Genomic DNA, 23,349 nt, shown 5'->3' with positions numbered 1-23,349 from the left:
GGCATCTGCAAGAATAAGGTAGACCAAAGCGCATTCCGAAAAGTGGGAACCGGTTTTCGGGCAAAATGCGCGCAATAAAAAAGAACCAGAGGAGAACTGAAATGAAAAAGGCAATTTCTTTATGCCTTGGAACAGCCGGACTGGCGCTCGCGCTCATGAGCAGTTCCGCAATGGCAGCCGACAAGCTGACCTTGCAGCTCAAATGGGTGACGCAGGGACAATTCGCCGGCTACTATGTAGCCAAGGACAAGGGCTTTTATGAGGAAGAAAATCTCGATGTCGATATCAAGCCGGGCGGACCGGACGTCGCTCCACCGCAGGTGATTGCCGGTGGCGGTGCAGATGTTGTGGTTGACTGGATGCCGTCGGCGCTTGCGACCCGTGAAAAAGGCGTCCCGCTCGTCAACATCGCGCAGCCCTTCAAGAAGTCCGGCATGATGCTGACCTGCCGCAAGGACACCAACATCACCAAGCCGGAAGATTTCAGGGGGCGCACGCTCGGTGTCTGGTTCGGTGGCAATGAATATCCGTTCCTCTCATGGATGAGCCACCTGAAAATTCCGACCGAAGGCGGCAAGGATGGCGTGACGGTTCTGAAACAGGGCTTCAACGTCGATCCGCTGATCCAGAAGCAGGCCGACTGCATTTCCACCATGACCTATAATGAATATTGGCAGGTGATCGATGCAGGCATTCCAGCCGATCAGCTCGTCGTCTTCCCATATGAAGAACAGGGCGTCGCCACGCTGGAAGACGGGCTCTATGTGCTGGAAAAGAGCCTCGACGATCCGGCGATGGTCGACAAGCTGGCTCGCTTTGTCCGCGCATCAATGAAGGGCTGGAAATATGCCTCCGAAAATCCGGGGGAAGCCGCCGATATCGTACTCGAAAATGATGCTTCCGGCGCACAGACCAAGCAAGTTCAGGAGCGTATGGTCAAGGAAATCGGCAAGCTGGTCGATGGCTCCGATGGCACCCTTGATGTAGCGGCTGCCGATCGCACGGTGGAGACGTTGCTTGGCGGCGGTTCCGATCCGGTCATTACCAAGAAACCGGAAGGCGCATGGACCGCCAAAATAACCGACGCTATGAAGAAGTGATCGAGTTTTAAATGAAAAAAGAAACCGGCCCCAAAAGGCCGGTTTCTTTTTTGTTTATTCCGCCGGTTCAGCGGTGCCGCCTCTTTGCGACTTTCCCTTGAGCGCATGGTTGAGTTCCCGCTCAAGCCGCGCTTCTTCCTCGGCTTTGGGCTGCGTAAAGCGCCCGAGCAGAAGATAGGCGACCGGCGTTACATAAAGCGTAGCTATCGTTGCAAGGCCGAGGCCACCAACAATAACCCAACCCAGAGCCACACGGGCTTCAGCACCGGCGCCGCTTGCCAAAACCAGCGGCACACCGCCAAGCACGGCACAGATCATCGTCATGCAGACAGGGCGAAGACGAATGTTGGACGCTTCCTCGATTGCTTCACGAACGCTCAAGCCCTTATCACGCAATTGATCCGCGAATTCGACAATCAGGATACCGTTCTTGGCCATGATGCCGACCAGAAGCACGAGGCCGATCTGGCTATAGACGTTCAGGCTCGTACCGGTGAGCAGCATGGCGAAAACGGCACAACCAAGCCCAAGAGGAACCGTCGCCATCACGATCAGCGCACTGACAAAGCTTTCAAACTGCGCTGCCAGCACCAAAAGAATGATGATGATGGCAAAACCGAATACCATTGCCAGACCGCTTGAAGTTTCGCTGAGCGTCGAGGCTTCCGCCAGCGGAATGATATGACTTCCCGGCGGCAACAAAGGTGCTGCGATTTCCTGCGCGGCCTTATAGGCGTCGCCCAAGGCAAAGTCGTCACGCAGATTTGTCGTTATCGAGACCGAACGCTGGCGCGTCTCGCGATTGAGCTGTGGCGGGACGGCTTTCTCAACAACTGTCGCGATGGACGACATCGGTACGTAGCGACCGTCTGTCGTCTTCATGAATACATTCTCAAGATCGGTCGGATCGTTGATCGGATTTGTAGTGGCAACGAGTTTCACATCGAAACTGCGATCCCCTACATAGACCGATCCGATCTTGCGACCATCGAGTACCGACTGCACGGCATTGGCAAGCCCCGTGATGTCGATACCGAGATCGGAGGCCCGTTCGCGATTAATCTCGACGGAAAGCTGCGGCTGGGTCGGTTCCACAGAAAGTCGCGGCTGGACAAAGCGCGGATCCTTTTCCAGCGCGGCAACGACCGCCTGGGCAGCAGGCTGTAGCTTGGCATAGTCGCTGCCGACTATGGCAAACTGCAAGCCATTACCCGCACCGCGAATACCAAGGCTGTTCGGCTGGGTGGTAAAGATACGCACTGCCGTTATGCCTTTGATGCGCTCGGTAATGTCAGCCATGATTTCCTGCTGGCTGCGTGCGCGTTCCTTCCACGGTGCCAATGTCAGGACGACAAAACCGTTATTGGACGATCCGCCGGAGCCTGCGATGGCATAGGTAGTGGTGATTTCTCCGCTATCGCGCAGAGGCTGGACTGCCTCTTCGATCTTGTCGAGCTGTGACTGGAGGAACTCCACACTGATGCCCTGCGGCCCATTGATACGCAGCAGTGCAACGGCGCGATCTTCCGAGGGCGTCAGTTCCTGACGGATCAGGCCGTAGCCTATAAAGGACGCGCCTGCGAAAAGCGCGGCCACGAGCACAACAACGAACGGCGCCGACAGACAGATGTGCAGCGTCTTTTTATAAAAGCTCGCGAGCCCGCCGCCGATACGACGCAGGAAAAGCGGACCGTGGCCGCCATCTTCCCCACTTCCTTCCTTGAGGAAACGAGAAGCAAGCATCGGACAAAGCGTCAGCGCTACAACTGACGACAGAAGAACTGCAATCGCCAGCACGAAACCGAATTCACGGAACAGGCCACCCGCCTGCCCCGGCAAAAACGAAATGGGAACAAAGACTGCCGCCAAAGTCAGCGTGGTAGCGATAACAGCAAAGAAGACTTCCTGTGTGCCAAGCACTGCCGCAGCGCGCGGACCCATGCCCTGATTGCGTCGCCGGACAACGTTTTCCAGCACCACGATTGCATCATCCACCACGAGACCTGTGGCGAGCACCAACGCCAGAAGGGTGAGAATATTGACCGAGAAGCCCGCCAGATAGATGGCTGCGATTGTACCAATGAGCGCGACGGGCATCGACAAGGCCGGGATGAGCGTAGCGCGTATATCCCACAGGAACATGAAGATGATCGCAACGACGATAATCACCGATGCGATCAGCGCGATTTCCACCTCGTGGATTGCACCATTGATGAAATTCGCGTCATCGCTGGTAACGGCAATATTGACGCCCTCGGGCAAAGTCTTCTGCAGATTGGCAACCGCTGCGCGAATACCCTCCGAGATGTCGAGCGTATTCGACTGTGCCTGACGCACGATGCCGAGACCGATTGCCGTCTTGCCATTGGAACGAACTGCCGAGCTCTCGACATCCGGCCCAAGCGTAACGGTTGCGACATCGCGGATTTGCGTGCGTCCCTTGATGTAGACGTTCTCGAAATCCTCGGGCTTTTCCAGATTGGCCGTAGCACGGACAACGATGGACTGATCGGCGCTGCGCAAGGAGCCAGCCGGAGCATCCAGCCCCATGGAGGACAACGCCGAGCTTATATCGGCGATGGTCAGACCGTAGCTTGCAAGGCGCGCCTGATTGATATCGATACGGAAAATCTTGTCGCGGTCACCGTTGATCTGGACGTCAGCAACACCCGGAACCGCGGACAGGATATCCTGTATCTGGTCTTCGACCAGCACCGTCATGTCATCGACCGACATGGTGTCGGACGTAACCGCCAGGCGCATCACCGGATCGGCATTGGAATCCGCCTTGATGATACGTGACGGATCTGCCTCTTCCGGCACGTCATTGGCGACACGGGAAATCGCGTCGCGCATATCGGCGGCTGCAACGTTGAGGTCCACACCGTCGTTAAACTCCACCGTGACACGGCTGCGTTCAAACGACGATGTCGAAGAAATAGACTTCACGCCCGAAACACGCGCGACAGCGTTTTCGAGAACCTGGGTTAACTGACGGTCAATGGTTTCAGCGGATGCACCACTGAAATCCGTGCTGATTGTTACGACAGGACGGTCAACGTCCGGCAGTTCGCGAATATCGACGCCCGTGAAGGCTGCAAGACCCGCGACGACAATCAGGACATTGATAACGAAAGCAAACACCGGGCGGCGGACGAAAAGTGCCGTCGATCCGCCGTTACCGGATGGGGAATTGTGACTTGTCACGCGTTTACCCTCATCCTGCAGCAGGTTTTACCGAGGCAGGATCGGCGAGTGCTGTGCCCTGCTCGTCCTTTACGCGTACGGGCGCATCGTCCCGCACGGTTTGAACGCCCTGCGTAACGATCATGTCGCCCTGCTTCACCGCGCCATCGATCAGAATGTTGGTTGAATTGCGCTGAACGATACGAGCGTCAATTTTCTTGGCAACACCGTTTTCAACGCGCCAGACATAGGAACCGTCCGCTCCCCACTGAATGGCAAGCGGATCGACCGAAGGATAGCGATCCCCCGGAAACAGAACTGTGACGGAGAACGACATGCCTGCGCGCAGACGATCCTGCGTATTCGGCACTTCCGCACGAACATGCAGCGTGCGGCTGGCCTCATCCAGCATGTTGTCAACCGCGTTGATCTCGCCGCTATAGGTCTCTCCGGGGAAAGCTGTCGATTCCGCAGTCAACGGCTGGCCAACCTTGATTTGCGGCGCAAAACGCTCCGGCACCCAAATATCGATCAGCACTTTCGACCGGTCGTCGATGCGTCCGATGGAGGTTTGCGCGGTAACGTAGTTACCCACATTGACAGGAAGGATACCGACAATACCGGTGATTGGCGCGCGAACCGTGCGGCGGCTCAATGCAAGCTGGGCGTCCTGCAAAGCGAGTTGCGCATTGGCGACGGCCAGTTCAGTCTCGACCACCTGAACTTCCGTCGCCGTATTCGTCGCTCGCAATTTTGCGATGCGCTGGCGGGTCGTCTGCGCATCCTTCAGCGCGGTCTGGGCTTTCGCGACAGCGATCTTCTCCGTCTCGGCATCGAGCTCCGCAACCGGATCACCCTCCTTCACGCCATCGCCAGCCTTGACGTAGAGCTTCGTCATATAACCACTGGAATATGGCGTTATCGACACGGTGCTGAGAGCCCGTGCCGAACCGATAGCCGTCAAACGGTTGTTGATGGTCTCTTCGCCAGCAGCCTCGACAACAACGAGCGGCGCAGATCGTCCGCCGCCGCTTTTGGGCGCTTCTTCGCCTGTTGCTGCGGCTTTCACCACATCGGTCTTGTTCTTATATGCATACCAGCTGCCAACGGCGACTGCAGCTATGAGCAGGCACAAGGCAATCTGCTTCCAGGATTTCATTCAGCTCTCCGGCAAGGTTTACCGTCACCCTGACGGACCTCGTATTCGAAACCATTATGTCGGACGCGGAAAATGCCAGCAAATAGTATCAGAATGATGATTGCCTTCACATTGCGCAAATCACGCATCCCATGAGGATGCATGGATTTTTCCGCCCAAGACTTTGCACACACGATCTTAAGGCGTCGAGTTAAATTTCGGTAATGCTACGCTGCAAGTTCGCATAAACGAATGCGTTCTTAACCGATTGAACAAAGGCTGTTGGATTTATCGGCCGGCTCCATATATAGGAGGCTACCTTTATGAATTGCGTTTCGACGGCACACCGGTTGAGGCACCGCGGCAATTGGGCCGGTTCGCCTCGAATTGGAAGCAGGCTATGGCGGTTGTTGAAAAAACCACAGATACGGGCGCCCCTTCCCCCGAAGCGGCCTCTCAGACTGCGACCGTTGAACGGCTCTCTCCAACGCAATTTACACGGCTACCCTGGCGTAACCGGCTTTCAAGCAAGCTGCTGCTGCTGACCGCCCTTGCCGTGCTGATTACCGAAGTTCTGATCTTTGTACCGTCCGTAGCCAATATGCGCGTGCGCTGGATGAGCTCGCGACTCGATACCGTGGGCGCTGTCAGCGAGGTTCTTGCCGCTGGCGGCAACATGGACGTGCCGCGCGACGTTCAGGACAAGGTCCTTCTGGCGACCGGTACCAAGGCTATCGCCATGCGTGAAGCCGGTGCCTCGCGTCTGCTTGCCATGTCGGAAGTTCCCGGCAAGATCGATCAGGTTATCGATCTTAACAATATCAGCGAAGCGGCTGCGATATGGGACGCATTCGGAACACTGTTCAACGGTGGAGACAGAACACTGCGAATCTACGGTTCCGTTTCACCGAACGGCTCTCCGGATCGTATCATTGAAATCGTGACTTCGGACGCGCCGCTTCGCCATGCCATGCTCATCTATGCGCGCAACGTGACTTTTATTTCGCTCATCATTTCCGTGATCGCGGCAAGCCTGATCTATCTGATCATTCACGAAATGCTTCTGCGGCCAGTGCGTATCATGCATCGCAACATGATCGATTTCGCCTCATCCCCGGACAATCCCGCGCTTATCCTCGTGCCCGAAAACCGCAAGGATGAGTTCGGCGTTGCCCAGCGCCAGATATCCCATATTCAAAGCGACCTTCAGCGAACGCTCAAGGAACAGAAACATCTGGCCGATCTCGGTCTGGCCGTTTCCAAAATCAACCATGACATGCGCAATATTCTGGCTTCCGCGCAATTGATGTCGGACAGGCTTGCGGATACCGAAGACCCGATGGTGCAGCGGTTTGCGCCCAAGCTCATTCGTACTCTCAGCCGCGCGATCAGCTATTCCGAAAGCGTCATGGCCTATGGCCGCTCGCAAGAAGCGCCACCGCGCCCGCGCCGGGTCCTCCTGCACACGATTATCTCGGACGTACGGGAAACCTTGAGCCCCAATTCAGAGAACAGCATCGAGTTCGAGAATCTCGTACCGGAGGACTTCGAGCTGAATGTCGATTCGGAACAGCTATTCCGCGTCCTGAGCAATCTGTGCCGCAATTCCGTTCAGGCGATGGAGCGTGACCAGACCAATGATGTCGCGACAGTGAAGCGATTGACAATTTCTGCCGGAAGAATCGGGACAACTGCGATCATCGGCGTCGAGGATACCGGTCCCGGTCTGCCGCAAAAGGCACGTGACAATCTTTTCACGGCTTTCAAGGGATCGACGCGCAGTGACGGTACTGGCCTCGGACTGGCCATCGCGCAAGAACTGATCCGCGCGCATGGTGGAACAATCGAGCTTCGTGAAGACCGTCCCGTTGGAGCGCATTTCGAGATTCGCATCCCTGATTTGCCGATGCAACGCGAGGACCGCAACAACCAGCGCACCGAAGAAAACGCCTAGGCAATCTGCCGTTGCACCAGCTTGCGACCGAAAAGCCCGGAAATGCGGGACCTGACAAGAAATCTTCACAGAACCACATTTTTTTCTAAGAAGACGCTTGCATTTAGCGATTTGTCCGATTATCAACCGCCCATCGCCGCAGCGAGCGGCACACAAGGCAAGCACCCGTAGCTCAGCTGGATAGAGCACCAGACTACGAATCTGGGGGTCAGAGGTTCGAATCCTTTCGGGTGCGCCATTTTTCTCAAGACAATTCAGTGATTTGCTTCGGCGCAAGCCGGACATGCTTACACATTGCTTTGCATATTTTCCGAACTGACTGATCGCGACCTCGTGACGTTTTTGCTCTCTCCGCTATATGTGGCTCGACATATCGGCATCACATTTCTGCAGTGGAATTTTTCTCATGAAGCATCACGCGCTTGTCTGGCTGCGTAACGATCTTCGAATCAACGACAATCCCGCACTGGATGCAGCCGCCGAAACAGGCGAGCATATCACAGCGGTTTATGTTCATGAGACTCTAGCCGAGATTCGCGCGCCAGGCGGTGCCGCGCGGTGGTGGCTCGATCAGAGCCTGAAAGCGATAGGAAAGCAGCTCGCTGATCGTGGTATTGCACTTCTCATCGAGACCGGTGATCCGAGGAATATTCTTCCTCACCTGATTGCAAAATTGGCCATAACCGAACTGTTCTGGAACCGTCGCTACGCACCGGCAGAGCGTGAATTCGATGCAGAACTGAAGGCACAACTCAAGGAGAGCGGAACCGGTGTGACCTCATTTCCCGGTAACCTTCTTCTTGAGCCCTGGGAGCTCAAGACGGCCAGCGATACGCCCTATCAGGTCTTCACCCCTTTCGCCAAAGCGTTGCGTCACCATCACATTCCCCGCCCGCTTTCGCGCAGGCAATGGGATATGAAACCAACACAGGAAATCTGCTATTCGCCCAACGTTCCTTCCTGGGCGAAAAAGTTCGATGGGCTTTGGAATGTTGGAGAAGACGCGGCGCGCGACTGCCTGACACGTTTCCTGGAGAACACGCTGTCGACCTATACCGAGGATCGTGATGTTCCCGGCATCGACGGAACTTCAAGACTTTCACCTCATTTGCGGTTCGGTGAAATCAGCGCGCATCAGGCGTGGTATGCCACGCTGGCGTTTATGGACGAGCACCACTCGGCACGCGCTGGCGGCGAAAAGTTTCTGTCCGAGCTGATCTGGCGCGATTTTAACTATCACCAACTCTATCACCGCAGAGACATCAGCCGATACGATATGCGTGACGCCCTCTCCGGCGTCGCATGGCGTGATGATCCGGCTGCATTCGAAGCGTGGCGACGCGGACAGACAGGCTTTCCCATCATCGATGCCGGTATGCGTCAGCTTTGGGCCACCGGATGGATGCACAATCGCGTGCGAATGCTCGTGGCATCTTTTCTCACCAAGAATCTGCTCATCGACTGGCGGAAAGGCGAAGATTGGTTATGGGATACGCTCGTGGATGGTGATGTCGCCAGCAATCCGGGTAGCTGGCAATGGGTGGCGGGCTGCGGCATGGACGCTGCGCCCTATTTCCGGGTCTTCAACCCAATTCTGCAGGGTGAAAAATTCGATGCCGAGGGACGATATGTCCGGCATTGGGTGCCAGAGCTATCCGGCCTGTCGAACAAATGGCTGCACAAGCCATTTGAGGCACCCAGCGATGTGCTGGCCAGTGCTGGAATTGCGTTGGGCAGTACCTATCCCAAACCAATCATTGATTTGCAGGCCTCACAACGCGAGGCCCGCAAACGGCTCAACAGCCAGCCGTAATCAGCGCGGTTCCAGTCCGCCATTCTCAACGATAAAGTCGATGATTTCCGGAACGCCCTTGCCGCGATGGAGGTCGGTGAAACCGAATGGACGCTTGCCGCGCATGCGTGCCGCATCGCCTTGCATAATATCGAGATCGACATGAACATGAGGAGCAAGATCGCTCTTGTTGATCACAAGAAAATCTGACCGCGTGATACCCGGACCGCCTTTGCGCGGAATTTCCTCGCCCTGACAAACAGAGATGACATAAAGCGTCAGGTCCGCCAGATCAGGTGAGAAGGTGGCTGCGAGATTGTCACCCCCGGATTCGATGAAGACGATCTCCAGATCGGGAAACCGCCGGTTCATTTCGGCAATTGCCTGCAGATTGATGGAGGCATCCTCGCGGATTGCCGTATGCGGGCATCCCCCCGTTTCGACGCCCATGATCCGATCTTCGGACAAAGCTTGAGAACGCGCCAGAATGAGGGCGTCTTCCTGCGTGTAGATATCATTGGTAATCACGGCGACCGAGTATTTATCACGCAGCGCTTTGCAAAGCTTTTCGGTCAGCGTCGTCTTTCCCGATCCCACCGGTCCACCGATGCCTATACGCAAGGGTCCGTTTTTCTGTGTCATGTGCGAAAAAGCCTCGAATGTTGGGTTTCGTGTTTCATGGCCATGATGTCGCTAATGTAAGTCGCGGAACCAAGGTCACTCAATGAAGTTTTTTCTATTCGCGCCGCTGTTTCGGCGAGAACCGGTTCCAAATCCGACATTGTCGCAGTCACGCCGCTTTGCCCCATGACCGAAAGACGGATCGATGCCTGCAAAAGATTGATACAGAAGGCTTGCAGAAAGGCGGCGAGTGTCAATCCAAGCGATATTCCGTTGCCGCCCGCTACGGCACCGACTGCCACCGGATAGGGACAATCAGCTGGCAGGCGGTCGAAGATGGAGTTGGGCCAGCTTCGGGCTGCGGCCAGAAACGCTTCGCCTTGCAGCATCGTTTCCATATGGCGTTCGCGCGAACCGGCCAGTGCTTCGGCCAATTCTGCAACCTCGACAAGATCGCCTTCGACAACCGCACGCCGCCAGCTTTCCGCGCAAAGCACGGCATCGTTCCAGCCGGAGCCACGTGTTACAAGCCAGCGCAGCCAATCGCCCATCGTGGCTGTGTCTGCGACATAGCCATCATGGACGGCCCGCTCCAGCCCATGGCTATAGCTGAACGACCCGACCGGAAAGACGGGCGACAGCCAGGCCATCAGCCGCAGCAGAGCGGTGGTGGTATTAGTCGTGGTGGTGGTGATGATGTTCATGATCGTGTTCGTGATGACCATGATGATGATCGTGGTCATGCCCATGGTCATGATGCGAATGGCCGCCGGAATAAGCACCGCGTAGCGGACTGAATATAGCCGTTACATCAGTAACTGTCGCACCAAGCCCCTCAAGCATCGCCTTTATGACATGGTCGCGAAGAATGAAAATGCGATCACTCTCGATCTGGGCCGCGAGGTGGCGGTTGCCGATATGCCAGGCGAGTTCGGCAATATGCAGCGGATCACGCCCAAGGATTTCGTAAAGTTCCTCGCTTGCGGCGCGGATTTCGATCTCGCGCCCGTCATCGAGGACGAGCCGGTCGCCGTGCTCAAGCACAATTGGCTCTGCAAAATCGACGAGCACCTTCTCGCCGCCTTCCAGAACGATGGCCTTGCGCCGCAAATGACGTTCATCGCGTTCGAGAACGGCGTGGCCCGCAGGCACGGCATCGATCACCTTATCTGCACGAATAATGGCAGTGGCACGAAACATTTGTTTGCCTTTCAAGATCAAAACATGAAGTAACGTTGCGCCATTGGCACGACGTCGACGGGCTCGCAGGTCAGAAGTTCGCCATCCGCGCGCACCTCATAGGTTTCCGGGTCAACTTCCATTTGCGGCATCGCATTGTTGAGGATCATGGAATGTTTGCCGATACCGCCTCTGGTATTGGCCACGGCAATCATCTGCTTGTCCACCCCAATCTTCTCTCGAAGCCCTTCATCCATTGCGGCCTGCGAAACGAAGGTAATGGACGTATTGGTGCGGGCTTTCCCGAATGAGCCAAACATCGGGCGGTAATGCATCGGCTGCGGCGTTGGAATCGAGCCGTTCGGATCACCCATCGGCGCGGTTGCGATCCAGCCGCCAAGCAATACCATTTCCGGCTTGATGCCGAAGAAAGCAGGGTTCCACAAAACGAGATCGGCGCGCTTGCCGACTTCCACCGAACCGATTTCATGCGCCATGCCATGGGCGATAGCGGGGTTGATGGTGTATTTCGCAATGTAGCGGCGCGCCCGGTAATTGTCATTGCCCGGCTTGTCGTCGGGAAGACTACCGCGCTGCTTCTTCATCTTGTCCGCGGTTTGCCAGCAGCGAATAATCATTTCGCCGACACGGCCCATAGCCTGACTGTCGGAGGAAATGATGGAGAACGCTCCCATATCGTGCAGGATGTCTTCTGCCGCAATGGTTTCCTTGCGGATACGGCTTTCTGCAAAGGCAATATCTTCCGGGATTGCCGGGGACAGATGATGGCACACCATCAGCATGTCGAGGTGCTCTGCAATCGTATTGACCGTGTAAGGCCGGGTCGGGTTTGTCGAAGCCGGCAACACGTTCGGATACTGACACACGCGAATAATATCCGGAGCGTGTCCGCCACCCGCGCCCTCCGTATGGAAGGAATGGATCGTGCGCCCCTTGAAGGCGTTGAGCGTATCTTCGACGAAGCCGCCTTCGTTCAGCGTATCGGTATGGATCGCAACCTGAATATCGAACCGGTCTGCGACCGAAAGGCAATTATCGATCGCAGCCGGTGTCGAGCCCCAGTCCTCATGCAGCTTCAAACCGCAAGCGCCGGCGCGGATCATTTCTTCCAATGCACCGGGCAGTGAAGCGTTTCCTTTGCCGAACACACCGATATTCATCGGCAGGCCGTCGAACGATTGGATCAGCCGGGCTATATGCCACGGCCCCGGCGTGCATGTGGTTGCAAGCGTGCCGTGAGCCGGTCCGGTACCGCCACCCACCATGCAGGTGATGCCTGCATTAAGTGCTTCATCCACTTGTTGCGGTGAGATGAAATGGATATGCGTGTCGATACCGCCCGCCGTGAGGATCTTGCCTTCACCCGCGATAATCTCCGTACCGGGGCCGATGATGATCGAAACGCCGGGCTGCGTATCCGGATTTCCGGCCTTTCCGATCACCGCGATACGCCCGTCGCGAAGCCCCACATCGGCCTTGTAGATGCCGGTATGATCGAGGATCAGAGCATTGGTAATGACTGTATCCATCGCACCGTCGGCGCGCGACATCTGGCTTTGTCCCATACCGTCGCGGATAACCTTCCCTCCGCCAAACTTCACCTCTTCGCCATAGGTGGTGAGGTCCCGTTCGACTTCGATAAACAGTTCCGTATCGGCGAGACGCACCTTATCGCCAACAGTAGGGCCGAACATTTGCGCATAGGTGGCGCGACTAATTCTGGCTGGCATGAAATGTCTCCGTCACCTGTTCTAAAGCTTTCCCATGACCATCTGGCGAAATCCGTAGATCTCGCGCTTGCCGCTCACGGGAACCAATGTCACGTCGCGTTCCTGACCGGGCTCGAAGCGCACGGCAGTTCCGGCTGCAATATCCAGCCGCTGTCCGAGCGCCTTGTCGCGTTCGAAAGAAAGGGCCGCATTCACTTCGTAAAAATGAAAATGGCTGCCGACCTGGATGGGGCGGTCGCCGGTATTGGCGACCTTGATCGTGATGGTGGGTTGGCCCTGATTGAGTTCAATATCGCCGTCCTGCGTAATAATTTCGCCGGGGATCATGTCACACCTCACCCGGCCATCAGCATCAGGCCGCCAAGTGCGGTAGCGCCACCGGCCAGACGCAAAGCAATTCTGCCATTCTTGCCCGCCAGAAGCCGTCCTGCGGCAAGGCCGATACCCATGCCGGCGGCGTGTAGCAGTGCGGTCGCAAGCGCAAATCCAGCCGCATAGGAGAGGAATGTCGCCCCTCCGATTTCTCCGCCATGCGCATGTCCGTGAAAGAAGGCAAAGAAACCGGCAATAAGCGCACCGACAACCGGAGAGACCGGGAGGGCAAGCGCCACCATAAGACCCAGCACGACGACCGAAGCCAGGATGACCGGCTCCACGAAGGGCAGTGGCATGCCCAGAAGTGCCGCCACAAAGCCAAGCAGCATCACGCCGACAAATGCCGCTGGCACGACGAAGAGTGCCCGTCCACCGAGCATGGCGGCCCAAAGCCCGACCGCAACCATCGCCAGGATATGGTCTGCGCCGGAGAGCGGATGCGTGAAGCCCGCCGCAAACGAGCCATGTTCGGCCGGATTGAGATGGGCAAAGGCAGGGCTTGCGGTGAGCGCCATCGCTACCGCGGCGAGAACCGTAGTCTTCTTCATTATCGTACCTTTCAAAAAACAGGTTCGCTTCGGCGAAACCTGAAAATCAGCGAATTGGCTCGTGAACCGTCACGAGCTTTGTGCCATCGGGAAATGTGGCTTCGACCTGAATGTCGTGGATCATTTCGGGCACACCATCCATCACCTGTTCACGGGTGATAACGTGCGCGCCTGCTTCCATAAGGTCGGCGACTGAGCGCCCATCGCGGGCACCTTCAACGACAAAATCGCTTATCAGTGCGATCGTTTCCGGATGATTGAGTTTTACCCCGCGCTCCAGACGGCGGCGGGCAACCATGGCGGCCATGGCGATCAAAAGCTTGTCTTTTTCCCTGGGCGTCAAATTCATGACTTCATTCCAACTTCATACTTTCAAAGCGGTATGCATTCCGCTGGCGTTAAAAGCGGCGGGATTGCCGCGAACTCAAAATGTCCAAACTTTGGGCAGTCCTGCCTTGCCGTTAAGCAGGGCAAGCAATGGCCCCAGACGTTTGCGCAAGGTGTAACTATCCGGCGCGTAAAGCCGCATCATCAGTTTCGTTGCAGGGCCAACCTGCCAGAGACTGGCACCGCCTTCCTCTCCAATGATCTGCCGGGCGGCTTCCAGATGTCTCCCGGCTTCCCCTGAAATCAGAAGCACGGTGGCGACGGCAAACGCCCCATCCGTCGCTGGACGCGCTTGCAATTCGGCCCCAACATCTGGTCCCAGCCGAAACTCTTCGGCATGCACAAGCCTCCCATCGGGCCGCCCACCCAACCGCACACGCCAACGGTCACTGAACATCGCTTCATCAACCCGCTCACCCATGGCAAGGCGCCCGAATATGGTCGCCTCCACCACCAGGATTTCCGCCCCTTCCTCCAATTCGACATCCAGCGTTCGTGACAACACGGATTGATTGAACAGAATGGTTTCCTGCGGAAGCCAAGCAAGACGCGTGCCTTTTGCAGCCTTCAAGCGCGTGGCAATGCGTGCCTCGCCGCCCCCTGAGCGATAGATGCGCTCACAGGCCTGCGTGGTAATGACAGCCGAAGCGTTTTCGCCAAGCTCCACATCCCATCGCAGTCGGTCACCGCCCGTCAGCCCTCCTGATGTGTTGATCAGGATTGCTTCCAGCGGATCGCCTCCGACCTGCGGCATGCGGATCTTGGCTGCGCCTTCCTGGTAAAGCCTGGAAATGCGCGAACGCCCGTCCTTGAAATGTATCGAAAGCCCACCCAGCCCGTTGACGCGCTGCGAGGAGAGCTCCGCTAACTTATTGTTATTTATTATCATCTGCGCGAATCTCGTATTGCTCTTCTAAAGCAGAACCGAGCGCAGAATAAAGGGGGGTGGGGGTGCGGCAGGACGCCGCCATATATTGGAAAGCTTGAAAATGTTTCATCAAAAGCCACGGCAATCCCACCCGAAGCAATGTTTCGGATGGGATTGATCGGTCAGTTTTTTCCGGTCAAATACGCATTGCCGCCGGGTGCGTGACCGTCTTTCGATAGAGATGCCAGGTCGCATGACCAAGGATGGGTATCACTACCGCCAACCCGGCAAACATCGTGGCAAAACCGACAATTAGCAACGCGGTTACGATTGCAGCCCAGAGCAGCGATTCCATGGGGTTGCGCATGACGACACGCAACGATGTCGCAACCGCCGCCGCAGCGCCGCAATCCTGATCAAGCAGCATCGGGAAAGTCACAATCGTCGAGCACAGGACAACGATTGCAAAAAGCAAACCAATGCCACAACCGGCAAAAATCAGGCTCCGTCCCTCTTCCGTTGACGACACCTGATTCATCAACATTGAAAAGCTTTCGGGCGGCATCGGTCCGAAATAGTGAACATAGAGATTTTGAGCCACCAGCAGCCATGCAATAAATATTGCGAACAGAAAAGCACCGACAGCCACAATAGACGGCAATGCCGGAGAATGGCTCACATCGAGCGCACGTTTCCAGGATGTGTCCAGCCCTTCTTCACGGCGTCGGCTCATCTCATAAAGCGGCAGCGCAGCAATTGGCCCGATCAGGGCAAAGCCGGACATCAGAGGAAACAGGAGCGGCAACGCATTGGCGTTTGTGCTCCAGTAAGTGATGAGCAGCCCCGCCAGCGGATATATGAGACAAAGGAAAACGTAATGCGATGGCTTCGCCCAGAAGTCGTCGAAGCCCAGACGCAAGGCATCAAATACATCCGCCATGCGGATGCGCTTAACTTCAGGATAAAAGGCTGATTGGTCTCGACCTGCAACAACATGAAACTGTGCCATGACGCTCCTCCTGCGGGTGAGGCAGTCCTGACAGCAGGGACGGCGGTCAGGACATGGCCTGCACGCAATTTCTGGCTTTCGCACGTTCACCGGATAAAGCCGGTTTTCGTGACTCCAATTCGTCGGGCTAAAAAGCCTGACAGTCTGGCAAATAGTATACATCGAAAAGACTGGCGGCGAAAGAAATCGGCTCAATGAGATTGAATCCCGCGTGAACTGATCTCAAATCAGCACCCACACGCTCTCTCACGAAAGCATGGCAAGGCCAGTTTCTGAATTTTATCGGGGAATAATGGTGCTGCGAGAGAGGATTGAACTCTCGACCTCTCCCTTACCAAGGGAGTGCTCTACCACTGAGCTACCGCAGCAATCTCTTGAGTGCGGCGGACTTCTGCCACATCATTACGCAAATCGCAAGCAAGCAATTGCATTTCTTTTCACATAATGTGGAAATCTGCCGGACACGCATTTGAAAGCAGCTTTTCCGGCCCTTTTTCCCGTAGTAGAAGACCGCCATGAGCGAAAATACGACCAACAAAGAGAAACAAACCCAATCGGACCAGCGCAAAAAGCGCCGGGCCGAGGAGTTGCGCGCGAATCTGATGCGCCGCAAAGCCCAATCCAGATCGCGTCGCGCGGGCGAAGCGGATGAACGAAACGACGGCATCACCGCTGCCAGCGACGAGACAGACTGAGAATCGCACCATCAAAGCCTTCCTTGAAGATAGGGGGGCTCTGCGGTAAAAGCTCATTTCTGTTCTTCGCAGCGATGTCGTCCTATTGTGATTCGTATTTGACGTAATTTGGCCGCAAGACTCGTAATTTCATGACGCAACACCACCGCGCCGTATTGGCCGCCGGATTTGGTGAAATTTATCGGGCAAGGTATCGGCCCAGAAGGTGACACAGCATGGATCGCATCAAAATCGTTGGCGGCAACAAGCTCAACGGCATCATTCCAATTTCCGGCGCAAAAAACGCCGCTCTGCCGTTGATGATCGCCTCGCTTCTGACCGACGATACGCTGACGCTGGAAAATGTGCCGCATCTGGCCGATGTCGAACAGTTGATCCGCATCCTCAGCAATCATGGCGTTGATTATTCGGTCAATGGCCGTCGTGAGCATCAGGATGGAGCCTATTCGCGCACGATCCATTTCACTGCCCGCAATATCGTCACCACGACGGCACCTTATGAACTCGTTTCCAAGATGCGTGCGAGCTTCTGGGTGATTGCGCCTCTTCTCGCGCGCATGGGCGAAGCAAATGTTTCCCTGCCGGGCGGCTGCGCCATCGGAACGCGTCCGGTCGATCTTCTCCTCGAAGCTCTATTAGCTCTTGGAGCCGACATCGAAATCGAAAACGGCTATGCCAAGGCAAAGGCCAGGAACGGTCTCGTCGGCGCGCGCTACAAGTTCCCGAAGGTCTCCGTCGGCGCAACCCATGTCATGCTGATGGCAGCAGCCCTCGCCAAGGGCGAAACCGTCATCGAGAATGCCGCTCGCGAACCGGAAGTCGTCAATCTCGCCGACTGCCTCAATGCAATGGGCGCCAAGATCACCGGCGCCGGAACCAGCACCATCCATATTGATGGGGTCACCAACCTGTCGGGCGCGCGCGTCCGCGTTATTCCAGACCGTATCGAAGCTGGAACCTATGCCATGGCCGTCGCCATGACCGGCGGTGATGTGCTTCTGGAAGGCGCACAGGAAAGCCAGCTTTCCGCTGCGCTCGAAACGCTGCGACAGGCTGGCGCTGAAATCACCGAGACAAATAGCGGTCTTCGCGTTGTCCGTAACGGCCACGGTATTCACCCTGTTGACGTTACTACAGACCCTTTCCCCGGTTTCCCGACCGATTTGCAGGCACAGTTCATGGGCCTGATGACCAAGGCAAAGGGAACGTCGCGCATCACCGAAACCATTTTTGAAAATCGCTTCATGCATGTGCAGGAACTGGCACGTCTTGGTGCAAAAATCTCCCTGTCCGGCCAGACTGCAACCGTCGAAGGCGTGGAACGCCTGAAAGGCGCACAGGTGATGGCAACCGATCTTCGGGCCTCGGTTTCGCTTGTGATCGCTGGCCTTGCCGCTGAGGGCGAGACCCTGGTCAACCGCGTGTATCATCTGGATCGCGGCTTTGAGCGTCTGGAAGAAAAACTGTCCCGCTGCGGCGCGACAGTAGAACGTATCAGTGGCTGATCGGACCTAGCCGGAGTGACATTCAGTGCTCCGGCTTTTTCTTGCGCTACGCTAAAGATTCCAATCGAAGGGCGACAGGCTTGAAAAGCCTGTCGATTTTTTTGTTTTGACATGCCAAGTTGATAATTGGCCGAGCGGGTGATTGATTTTCTGCCTGTTGGGAGCAGTTATTAACCGACAACGGAAAGTGGTGCTGGAGTATGGAGATGTTGAAGCTTGTGGCGCTGGATGAGGAGGATTTGCAGGTCCTGTCCGCTCATCTTCAGGACGCAGTTTTGAAAGTATCCGACCTTCAGTATCTCGGGAACGAGAAGCGCTTCGTTCTCACGGCAAACCGCTTTGTCTGGGAAGAAAGCAAGCCAAAATTCCTGCGCAAGCCGCAATATCAACGCAGGCGTACCGCTCTGCACTTCAACCGTGTGATCGCAGCCAAGGCAGTCGGCATTGACCGCCAGAAACCGGATGAAGTGCTTTCCCTGATGGCCATTCAGTTCACGGCCGGTGAAACACCTGCCGGAACAATAGAACTGACTTTCTCGGCAAATGCGGCTATCCGTCTTGAAGTGGAATGTATCGAAGCGCAAATGACGGACCTTGGCGCGGCATGGGAAACAGAATCACTTCCTCGCCATAACGTCTGATACCAAACCTTGATGAGCTGAATCATCGAGATTTGGAAAGCCCGTGTGGCGATTGAGCATTTTCAGGGCTTGGATAGCGTCAGCATCTTAGCGCCCTGGCATAAGAGAGGGTTATACAAAACCGTCTTTCGTCAGCCAGACGCCAATCTGGCAAAGCATATTTGAAGGAACAGAAGCGTGGTCAAGACGCTCAGACAAACCGATCCCGATTTCGAGAGTAATTTCGCGACATTTCTGGCCAGTAAACGCGAGGCGTCCGAGGATGTCGATCGTGCGGCCCGCGAGATCGTTGAGCGGGTGCGGCGCGAAGGCGACAGCGCGCTCATCGACTACTCCCGTCGCTTTGACCGGATCGATCTCGATAAAACCGGAATCGCGGTCACTGAAGCTGAAATCGATGCCGCATTCGACACAGCCCCGGCGTCGACGATCGAAGCGCTGAAGCTTGCTCACGAGCGCATCGAGAAGCACCATGCGCGGCAGCTTCCCAAGGATGATCGTTATACGGATGCGCTCGGCGTCGAACTCGGCTCGCGCTGGACAGCTATCGAAGCTGTGGGGCTCTATGTTCCGGGCGGCACGGCAAGCTACCCAAGTTCCGTATTGATGAACGCCGTCCCTGCCAAGGTGGCCGGCGTAGAACGCATTGTCATGGTGGTCCCGTCGCCCGATGGCATTCTCAATCCATTGGTTCTGGTCGCAGCACGTCTGGCTGGCGTTTCCGAGATTTATCGTGTCGGCGGCGCACAGGCTATCGCTGCCCTCGCCTATGGCACCGAAACAATTAGTCCGGTTGCCAAGATCGTCGGCCCCGGCAACGCCTATGTTGCGGCGGCCAAACGTATCGTCTTCGGCACGGTCGGCATCGACATGATCGCTGGCCCGTCAGAAGTGCTGGTCATTGCCGACAAGGACAACAATCCCGACTGGATCGCCGCCGACCTCCTTGCCCAGGCGGAGCACGATACAGCGGCGCAATCAATCCTTATGACCAATGATGAAGCGCTCGCACAGGCTGTCGAAGAAGCTGTCGAACGACAGCTCCGCAACCTTCCGCGCGCGCAAACTGCCGCCGCGAGCTGGCGTGATTTCGGCGCGGTTATTCTGGTCGAGGATTTCGAGGCAGCCATCCCGCTTGCCAATCGCATTGCAGCCGAGCATCTGGAAATCGCCACAGCCGATCCGGAAGCCCTGCTGCCAAAAATCCGCAATGCGGGATCGATCTTCATCGGCGGTTATACGCCGGAAGTGATCGGCGATTATGTCGGCGGCTGTAACCACGTTCTGCCGACGGCACGCTCGGCGCGTTTTTCATCCGGCTTGTCGGTTCTCGATTACATGAAACGAACCTCGCTTCTCAAACTCGGCCCGGATCAACTGCGCGTGCTCGGACCTGCGGCAATCGAGATTGCCCGCGCCGAAGGCCTTGACGCACACGCGCAGTCTGTCGCTATCCGGCTGAATCTATGAGGTGACATGACTGCCGCTGTCCCAAATGCGCGCCTTGTTGACGTCGAGCTCGATGAATCCATCGGGCGCTCGACGCCTGACGTCGAGCATGAACGTGCGGTGGCCATTTTTGACCTTATCGAAGAAAATTCCTTCCACCCGATCGGAGACGAGACGGGAGGACCTTATCGTCTGAAACTTTCATTGATGGAATCACGGCTGATCTTCGCCATTACCCGGGAAGCCGGTGAAGACGTCGCGACCCATATTCTCTCGCTCACGCCCTTACGGCGCGTCGTGCGGGATTATTTCATGATTTGTGAAAGCTATTATCAGGCGATCCGGTCGGCCACGCCAAGCAAGATCGAAGCAATCGACATGGGACGGCGCGGCCTGCACAATGAAGGATCGCAAACGCTCCAGAACAGGTTGCAGGGCAAGATCGAGGTTGATTTCAACACGGCACGGCGGCTTTTCACACTTGTCTGCGTCCTGCACTGGAGAGGCTGATCATTGATGGTCATCACCGATGCCCCTCCCGTAAATTTTGGCGCCGACGGCGACGAAGATCACAAACCGAGCCTGCCCAAGTCCCTGCTTTTTGTCTGCGGCAAGAATGCAATTCGTTCCCCCATGGCGGAGTTACTTGCAAGACAGGCCCTGCCACCCAATATTTATGTAGCTTCTGCAGGTGTGAAACGGGGCGAACGTGATCCGTTTGTCGATGCTGTCCTTCAGGAAGAAGGCTTGTCGCTTGATAACCGGCAACCGCGTGGCCTCGAAGAACTTGCTGATGGCTATTTCGACCTGATTGTAACGCTGACACCACTTGCCCACCATACTGTGCTGGAGCGAATGCGGGGTTTCTCGGTTGATGTCGAATATTGGCCGACGCCGGACCCGACCTTGGTAACCGGCAGCCGAAGCCAGATCATGGCGGCGTATCGCGATGTGCGGGACCGTCTGAAGCGGCAAATCATGCAGCGTTTTAATGAGCATTGAGTTCACGGAATTCCGTTGTTCACAAATGCCGCCTAATCATATAGGTTCCGCGCAAATTCCGACCTAAAGACCGCTCGAGAGCGGCATTTTATCAAAGAAAGAAACAGGTATCGCATGGCGAAAGAAGAAGTCCTAGAATTTCCGGGTGTTGTTACGGAACTGCTGCCGAATGCTATGTTCCGCGTGAAGCTCGAGAACGAACATGAAATCATCGCCCATACGGCAGGCCGTATGCGCAAGAATCGCATCCGCGTTCTGGCTGGCGACAAGGTTCTGGTTGAGATGACCCCTTACGATCTGACCAAGGGCCGCATCACCTACCGCTTCAAGTAAGCAATCCGTTCCCGTTCCAGGAAATGTCTATTCGATGAGCGCGCAACACAAGCTGGTTCTTGCCTCCGGTTCTCCACGCAGGATCGAGCTTCTGGGGCAGGCAGGCATCGAACCGGACCACATTCATCCGGCTGATATAGATGAAACGCCGCAGCGCGCGGAACACCCGCGCTCGCTGGCGCGACGTCTGTCGCGGGAAAAGGCACGCAAGGCACAGGAACAGTTGAAGGACGATGCGAATTTCGCTGGCGCCTTCATGCTTGCAGCCGATACTGTCGTGGCCGTCGGTCGGCGCATTCTCCCCAAAACGGAGAGTGCCGACGAAGCCCGAGAATGTCTAAGGCTGCTTTCCGGGCGTTCGCACAAGGTCTTCACAGGTGTGAGCCTTGTCTTGCCGAACGGGAATTTGCGCCAGACACTGGTTGAAACACGCCTGCGTTTCGAACGGTTATCCCGCCAGCAGATTGACGCCTATCTCTCGTCTGGAGAATGGCGCGGTAAAGCGGGCGGCTATGCAATCCAGGGACTGGCGGGCAGTTTCGTCGTGAAGCTGGTCGGGTCCTATACAAACGTCGTGGGATTGCCGCTGCAGGAAACCATAAGCCTGCTGAGCGATGTCGACTACCCGGTTTACGCTAACTGGAATAGCGGGAAAGTCTGAGAACAGGCATGAGTGACAAGAAGGACATATCGGCAGCCGCAGGTGCACGAGTGACGCCATTGCGTCCGACGCGCCCCTGCCCGGAATGCGGAAAGCCTTCATCACGCGAATCCTATCCGTTCTGTTCGCCACGCTGTAAAAGCATCGACCTCAATCGCTGGCTGTCGGGCAGCTATGTATTGCCGGGAAAGCCGATCGATGAAGAGGAAGAAGAAGGAAACTAGACCTCTCCCAAAGCGGCTTCCTCCAATAAAATCAGTTATTTATCAAAGATGTGAGAAAAGCTGATAAAAATTGCGATACGGTGCTGGACAGCGCGAAATTTAATGCTATAACCCATCCACTTCCGGCGGGAACCAACACCGCCTCTAACGAGCTAACTGCTTGTTACGGATGCCCGGATAGCTCAGTTGGTAGAGCAGCGGATTGAAAATCCGCGTGTCGGTGGTTCGAATCCGCCTCCGGGCACCATCTATCTCTTCAGTAACAATAGCGATAGTCTTTGTCTTTTCGGGCCCCTGTGCTTGTTAGGCTAGTGGCCTGATTTTGATCGAAATATTGACCTGACGATTTTCCTCTGCGAGGACTAATCGTTCCACCAGTTCCTTCCAAATTTTCACCACGCGAGGAAATCTCCATGCTCTGGACGTTGTTCGGCATCCTTTCCGGTGCCTGTATTGCTATTCAGGCGCCCATCAATGCGGCCCTGGCCCGTGGATTGGGATCGCCTGTAACGGCTGCTGCGATTTCGTTCCTTTCTGGCGCTGTCATCCTTGCTGTCATCGCCGGAATTACCGCACGCGCGACGGGTGCAATGCCAGCGTTCAACGTGCCTGCGGGCTGGCTGTTCGTGGCTGGCGGTGCGCTTGGCTGTATCTATGTGACCGCATCCGTGTTGCTGACGCCACGCATCGGGGCTGCCGCCGTGATGGGGCTTGCTGTTGCTGGGCAATTGATGGCCGGGCTGGCTGCTGACCGCATCGGCTTCATGGGCGTTGCGGTGCGTGAAATCACTGCGGGACGCATTGCCGGTGCGGTTCTGTTGCTTTCCGGCGCCTTGATGATCCGCTTTCTTTAGAGCGCGTTTTAACGCGCATCATATCCGAAAACCGTTTCACACTTTTCGGGATGCGCTCGAAACACAAAAGCCGCGCT

24 protein-coding genes and 3 tRNA genes are annotated in these 23,349 nt (G+C 56.2%); 15 read left to right on the top strand and 12 right to left on the bottom strand.

All coding sequences use genetic code 11. From position 1 onward, the window contains the following. Positions 1 to 101 precede the first annotated feature (101 nt). Complete coding sequence (locus F9K94_RS12875; protein WP_061344942.1) at positions 102 to 1,100, top strand: ABC transporter substrate-binding protein; 999 nt, start codon at positions 102 to 104, stop codon at positions 1,098 to 1,100. Positions 1,101 to 1,154: 54 nt separating this feature from the next. Here the strand turns inward: F9K94_RS12875 and F9K94_RS12870 are convergent, their stop codons facing one another. Together F9K94_RS12870 and F9K94_RS12865 are read right to left on the bottom strand one after the other, a co-directional pair. Further along, complete coding sequence (locus F9K94_RS12870) at positions 1,155 to 4,307, bottom strand: efflux RND transporter permease subunit (RefSeq protein WP_151646071.1); 3,153 nt, start codon at positions 4,305 to 4,307, stop codon at positions 1,155 to 1,157. 10 nt (positions 4,308 to 4,317) lie between these two features. After that, positions 4,318 to 5,445: an efflux RND transporter periplasmic adaptor subunit gene (locus F9K94_RS12865; RefSeq protein WP_151646069.1), complete on the bottom strand. Its 1,128-nt coding sequence runs from the start codon at positions 5,443 to 5,445 to the stop codon at positions 4,318 to 4,320. A gap of 379 nt (positions 5,446 to 5,824) precedes the next feature. Between F9K94_RS12865 and F9K94_RS12860 the strand changes: the two genes are divergently transcribed. From F9K94_RS12860 to F9K94_RS12850, 3 genes are all read left to right on the top strand, one after another. After that, positions 5,825 to 7,378: a sensor histidine kinase gene (locus F9K94_RS12860; protein WP_061344939.1), complete on the top strand. Its 1,554-nt coding sequence runs from the start codon at positions 5,825 to 5,827 to the stop codon at positions 7,376 to 7,378. A 161-nt stretch (positions 7,379 to 7,539) separates the two neighbouring features. Further along, positions 7,540 to 7,616, top strand: a tRNA-Arg gene (locus F9K94_RS12855). 168 nt (positions 7,617 to 7,784) lie between these two features. Beyond that, complete coding sequence (locus F9K94_RS12850) at positions 7,785 to 9,191, top strand: cryptochrome/photolyase family protein (RefSeq protein ID WP_151646067.1); 1,407 nt, start codon at positions 7,785 to 7,787, stop codon at positions 9,189 to 9,191. Here the strand turns inward: F9K94_RS12850 and ureG are convergent, their stop codons facing one another. The 10 genes from ureG to F9K94_RS12800 form a co-directional block, all read right to left on the bottom strand. Continuing rightward, on the bottom strand, positions 9,192 to 9,812 hold the full coding sequence (ureG, locus tag F9K94_RS12845; protein WP_151646065.1) for an urease accessory protein UreG: 621 nt from the start codon (positions 9,810 to 9,812) through the stop codon (positions 9,192 to 9,194). It abuts the gene before it with no gap. Further along, positions 9,809 to 10,495, bottom strand: coding sequence for an urease accessory protein UreF (locus F9K94_RS12840; RefSeq protein WP_151646426.1), 687 nt, complete (start codon positions 10,493 to 10,495; stop codon positions 9,809 to 9,811). The genes ureG and F9K94_RS12840 overlap by 4 nt, the downstream gene beginning before the upstream one ends. Then, a complete protein-coding gene (gene ureE, locus F9K94_RS12835; RefSeq protein WP_061344935.1) occupies positions 10,467 to 10,991 on the bottom strand; it encodes an urease accessory protein UreE in 525 nt (174 codons plus the stop codon). The genes F9K94_RS12840 and ureE overlap by 29 nt, the downstream gene beginning before the upstream one ends. 17 nt (positions 10,992 to 11,008) lie before the next feature. Continuing rightward, positions 11,009 to 12,721, bottom strand: coding sequence for an urease subunit alpha (gene ureC / locus F9K94_RS12830; RefSeq protein ID WP_151646063.1), 1,713 nt, complete (start codon positions 12,719 to 12,721; stop codon positions 11,009 to 11,011). 21 nt (positions 12,722 to 12,742) lie between these two features. Continuing rightward, positions 12,743 to 13,048, bottom strand: coding sequence for an urease subunit beta (locus tag F9K94_RS12825; protein ID WP_010658104.1), 306 nt, complete (start codon positions 13,046 to 13,048; stop codon positions 12,743 to 12,745). Between the two features lie 8 nt (positions 13,049 to 13,056). Beyond that, positions 13,057 to 13,644 carry a HupE/UreJ family protein gene (locus F9K94_RS12820; RefSeq protein WP_151646061.1) on the bottom strand — a complete coding sequence of 196 codons (588 nt, stop codon included), beginning with the start codon at positions 13,642 to 13,644 and terminating at the stop codon, positions 13,057 to 13,059. Positions 13,645 to 13,690: 46 nt separating this feature from the next. Then, positions 13,691 to 13,993 (bottom strand): urease subunit gamma, encoded by a 303-nt coding sequence (locus F9K94_RS12815; RefSeq protein ID WP_061344932.1) that lies wholly within the window; start codon positions 13,991 to 13,993, stop codon positions 13,691 to 13,693. 75 nt (positions 13,994 to 14,068) lie between these two features. Then, a complete protein-coding gene (locus F9K94_RS12810) occupies positions 14,069 to 14,920 on the bottom strand; it encodes an urease accessory protein UreD (protein WP_061344931.1) in 852 nt (283 codons plus the stop codon). Between the two features lie 175 nt (positions 14,921 to 15,095). Further along, positions 15,096 to 15,908: a DUF2189 domain-containing protein gene (locus F9K94_RS12805; RefSeq protein WP_151646059.1), complete on the bottom strand. Its 813-nt coding sequence runs from the start codon at positions 15,906 to 15,908 to the stop codon at positions 15,096 to 15,098. A gap of 293 nt (positions 15,909 to 16,201) precedes the next feature. Further along, positions 16,202 to 16,276 (bottom strand) — tRNA-Thr (locus tag F9K94_RS12800). A 147-nt stretch (positions 16,277 to 16,423) separates the two neighbouring features. Between F9K94_RS12800 and F9K94_RS12795 the strand changes: the two genes are divergently transcribed. From F9K94_RS12795 to F9K94_RS12745, 11 genes are all read left to right on the top strand, one after another. After that, positions 16,424 to 16,603, top strand: coding sequence for a hypothetical protein (locus F9K94_RS12795; RefSeq protein WP_151646057.1), 180 nt, complete (start codon positions 16,424 to 16,426; stop codon positions 16,601 to 16,603). A 215-nt stretch (positions 16,604 to 16,818) separates the two neighbouring features. Further along, positions 16,819 to 18,108, top strand: a complete 1,290-nt coding sequence (gene murA, locus F9K94_RS12790) for a UDP-N-acetylglucosamine 1-carboxyvinyltransferase (protein ID WP_061344929.1) — start codon at positions 16,819 to 16,821, stop codon at positions 18,106 to 18,108. Positions 18,109 to 18,308: 200 nt separating this feature from the next. Continuing rightward, complete coding sequence (locus tag F9K94_RS12785; protein WP_010658097.1) at positions 18,309 to 18,749, top strand: DUF2948 family protein; 441 nt, start codon at positions 18,309 to 18,311, stop codon at positions 18,747 to 18,749. Positions 18,750 to 18,926: 177 nt separating this feature from the next. Further along, entirely contained in the window at positions 18,927 to 20,219 is a 1,293-nt protein-coding gene (hisD, locus tag F9K94_RS12780; protein WP_151646055.1) for a histidinol dehydrogenase, read from the top strand. A 6-nt stretch (positions 20,220 to 20,225) separates the two neighbouring features. After that, positions 20,226 to 20,708 carry a UPF0262 family protein gene (locus F9K94_RS12775; protein WP_061344926.1) on the top strand — a complete coding sequence of 161 codons (483 nt, stop codon included), beginning with the start codon at positions 20,226 to 20,228 and terminating at the stop codon, positions 20,706 to 20,708. Positions 20,709 to 20,714: 6 nt separating this feature from the next. After that, positions 20,715 to 21,200, top strand: coding sequence for an arsenate-mycothiol transferase ArsC (locus tag F9K94_RS12770; RefSeq protein ID WP_235912787.1), 486 nt, complete (start codon positions 20,715 to 20,717; stop codon positions 21,198 to 21,200). A 114-nt stretch (positions 21,201 to 21,314) separates the two neighbouring features. Continuing rightward, positions 21,315 to 21,533 (top strand): translation initiation factor IF-1, encoded by a 219-nt coding sequence (gene infA / locus F9K94_RS12765; RefSeq protein WP_002965531.1) that lies wholly within the window; start codon positions 21,315 to 21,317, stop codon positions 21,531 to 21,533. Positions 21,534 to 21,567: 34 nt separating this feature from the next. Further along, on the top strand, positions 21,568 to 22,194 hold the full coding sequence (locus F9K94_RS12760; protein ID WP_061344924.1) for a Maf-like protein: 627 nt from the start codon (positions 21,568 to 21,570) through the stop codon (positions 22,192 to 22,194). 8 nt (positions 22,195 to 22,202) lie between these two features. Beyond that, positions 22,203 to 22,418 (top strand): DNA gyrase inhibitor YacG, encoded by a 216-nt coding sequence (gene yacG, locus F9K94_RS12755; protein WP_061344923.1) that lies wholly within the window; start codon positions 22,203 to 22,205, stop codon positions 22,416 to 22,418. A 171-nt stretch (positions 22,419 to 22,589) separates the two neighbouring features. Further along, positions 22,590 to 22,665 (top strand) — tRNA-Phe (locus F9K94_RS12750). Positions 22,666 to 22,831: 166 nt separating this feature from the next. Next, positions 22,832 to 23,272 (top strand): DMT family transporter, encoded by a 441-nt coding sequence (locus tag F9K94_RS12745; protein ID WP_029925820.1) that lies wholly within the window; start codon positions 22,832 to 22,834, stop codon positions 23,270 to 23,272. The last annotated feature ends 77 nt before the right edge of the window (positions 23,273 to 23,349 follow it).

This window comes from Brucella tritici (genome assembly GCF_008932285.1).
GTDB lineage: Bacteria > Pseudomonadota > Alphaproteobacteria > Rhizobiales > Rhizobiaceae > Brucella > Brucella tritici.
Note: the sequence above shows the minus strand (reverse complement) of the source record. Positions and strands in the feature narration are given on the sequence as shown.

Excerpts from the sequence above, each read along its gene's own strand:
- F9K94_RS12760 (WP_061344924.1), top strand. The coding sequence starts at position 21,568 with ATGAGCGCGCAACACAAGCTGGTTCTTGCCTCCGGTTCTCCACGCAGG.
- ureG (WP_151646065.1), bottom strand. The coding sequence starts at position 9,812 with ATGACACAGAAAAACGGACCCTTGCGTATAGGCATCGGTGGACCGGTG.
- F9K94_RS12875 (WP_061344942.1), top strand. The coding sequence starts at position 102 with ATGAAAAAGGCAATTTCTTTATGCCTTGGAACAGCCGGACTGGCGCTC.
- ureC (WP_151646063.1), bottom strand. The coding sequence starts at position 12,721 with ATGCCAGCCAGAATTAGTCGCGCCACCTATGCGCAAATGTTCGGCCCT.
- F9K94_RS12745 (WP_029925820.1), top strand. The coding sequence starts at position 22,832 with ATGCTCTGGACGTTGTTCGGCATCCTTTCCGGTGCCTGTATTGCTATT.
- F9K94_RS12805 (WP_151646059.1), bottom strand. The coding sequence starts at position 15,908 with ATGGCACAGTTTCATGTTGTTGCAGGTCGAGACCAATCAGCCTTTTAT.
- infA (WP_002965531.1), top strand. The coding sequence starts at position 21,315 with ATGGCGAAAGAAGAAGTCCTAGAATTTCCGGGTGTTGTTACGGAACTG.
- F9K94_RS12785 (WP_010658097.1), top strand. The coding sequence starts at position 18,309 with ATGGAGATGTTGAAGCTTGTGGCGCTGGATGAGGAGGATTTGCAGGTC.
- ureE (WP_061344935.1), bottom strand. The coding sequence starts at position 10,991 with ATGTTTCGTGCCACTGCCATTATTCGTGCAGATAAGGTGATCGATGCC.
- F9K94_RS12840 (WP_151646426.1), bottom strand. The coding sequence starts at position 10,495 with ATGAACATCATCACCACCACCACGACTAATACCACCACCGCTCTGCTG.
- F9K94_RS12815 (WP_061344932.1), bottom strand. The coding sequence starts at position 13,993 with ATGAATTTGACGCCCAGGGAAAAAGACAAGCTTTTGATCGCCATGGCC.
- F9K94_RS12825 (WP_010658104.1), bottom strand. The coding sequence starts at position 13,048 with ATGATCCCCGGCGAAATTATTACGCAGGACGGCGATATTGAACTCAAT.
- F9K94_RS12820 (WP_151646061.1), bottom strand. The coding sequence starts at position 13,644 with ATGAAGAAGACTACGGTTCTCGCCGCGGTAGCGATGGCGCTCACCGCA.
- F9K94_RS12865 (WP_151646069.1), bottom strand. The coding sequence starts at position 5,445 with ATGAAATCCTGGAAGCAGATTGCCTTGTGCCTGCTCATAGCTGCAGTC.
- F9K94_RS12850 (WP_151646067.1), top strand. The coding sequence starts at position 7,785 with ATGAAGCATCACGCGCTTGTCTGGCTGCGTAACGATCTTCGAATCAAC.
- F9K94_RS12795 (WP_151646057.1), top strand. The coding sequence starts at position 16,424 with ATGAGCGAAAATACGACCAACAAAGAGAAACAAACCCAATCGGACCAG.
- F9K94_RS12810 (WP_061344931.1), bottom strand. The coding sequence starts at position 14,920 with ATGATAATAAATAACAATAAGTTAGCGGAGCTCTCCTCGCAGCGCGTC.
- murA (WP_061344929.1), top strand. The coding sequence starts at position 16,819 with ATGGATCGCATCAAAATCGTTGGCGGCAACAAGCTCAACGGCATCATT.
- yacG (WP_061344923.1), top strand. The coding sequence starts at position 22,203 with ATGAGTGACAAGAAGGACATATCGGCAGCCGCAGGTGCACGAGTGACG.
- F9K94_RS12860 (WP_061344939.1), top strand. The coding sequence starts at position 5,825 with ATGGCGGTTGTTGAAAAAACCACAGATACGGGCGCCCCTTCCCCCGAA.
- F9K94_RS12770 (WP_235912787.1), top strand. The coding sequence starts at position 20,715 with ATGGTCATCACCGATGCCCCTCCCGTAAATTTTGGCGCCGACGGCGAC.
- F9K94_RS12775 (WP_061344926.1), top strand. The coding sequence starts at position 20,226 with ATGACTGCCGCTGTCCCAAATGCGCGCCTTGTTGACGTCGAGCTCGAT.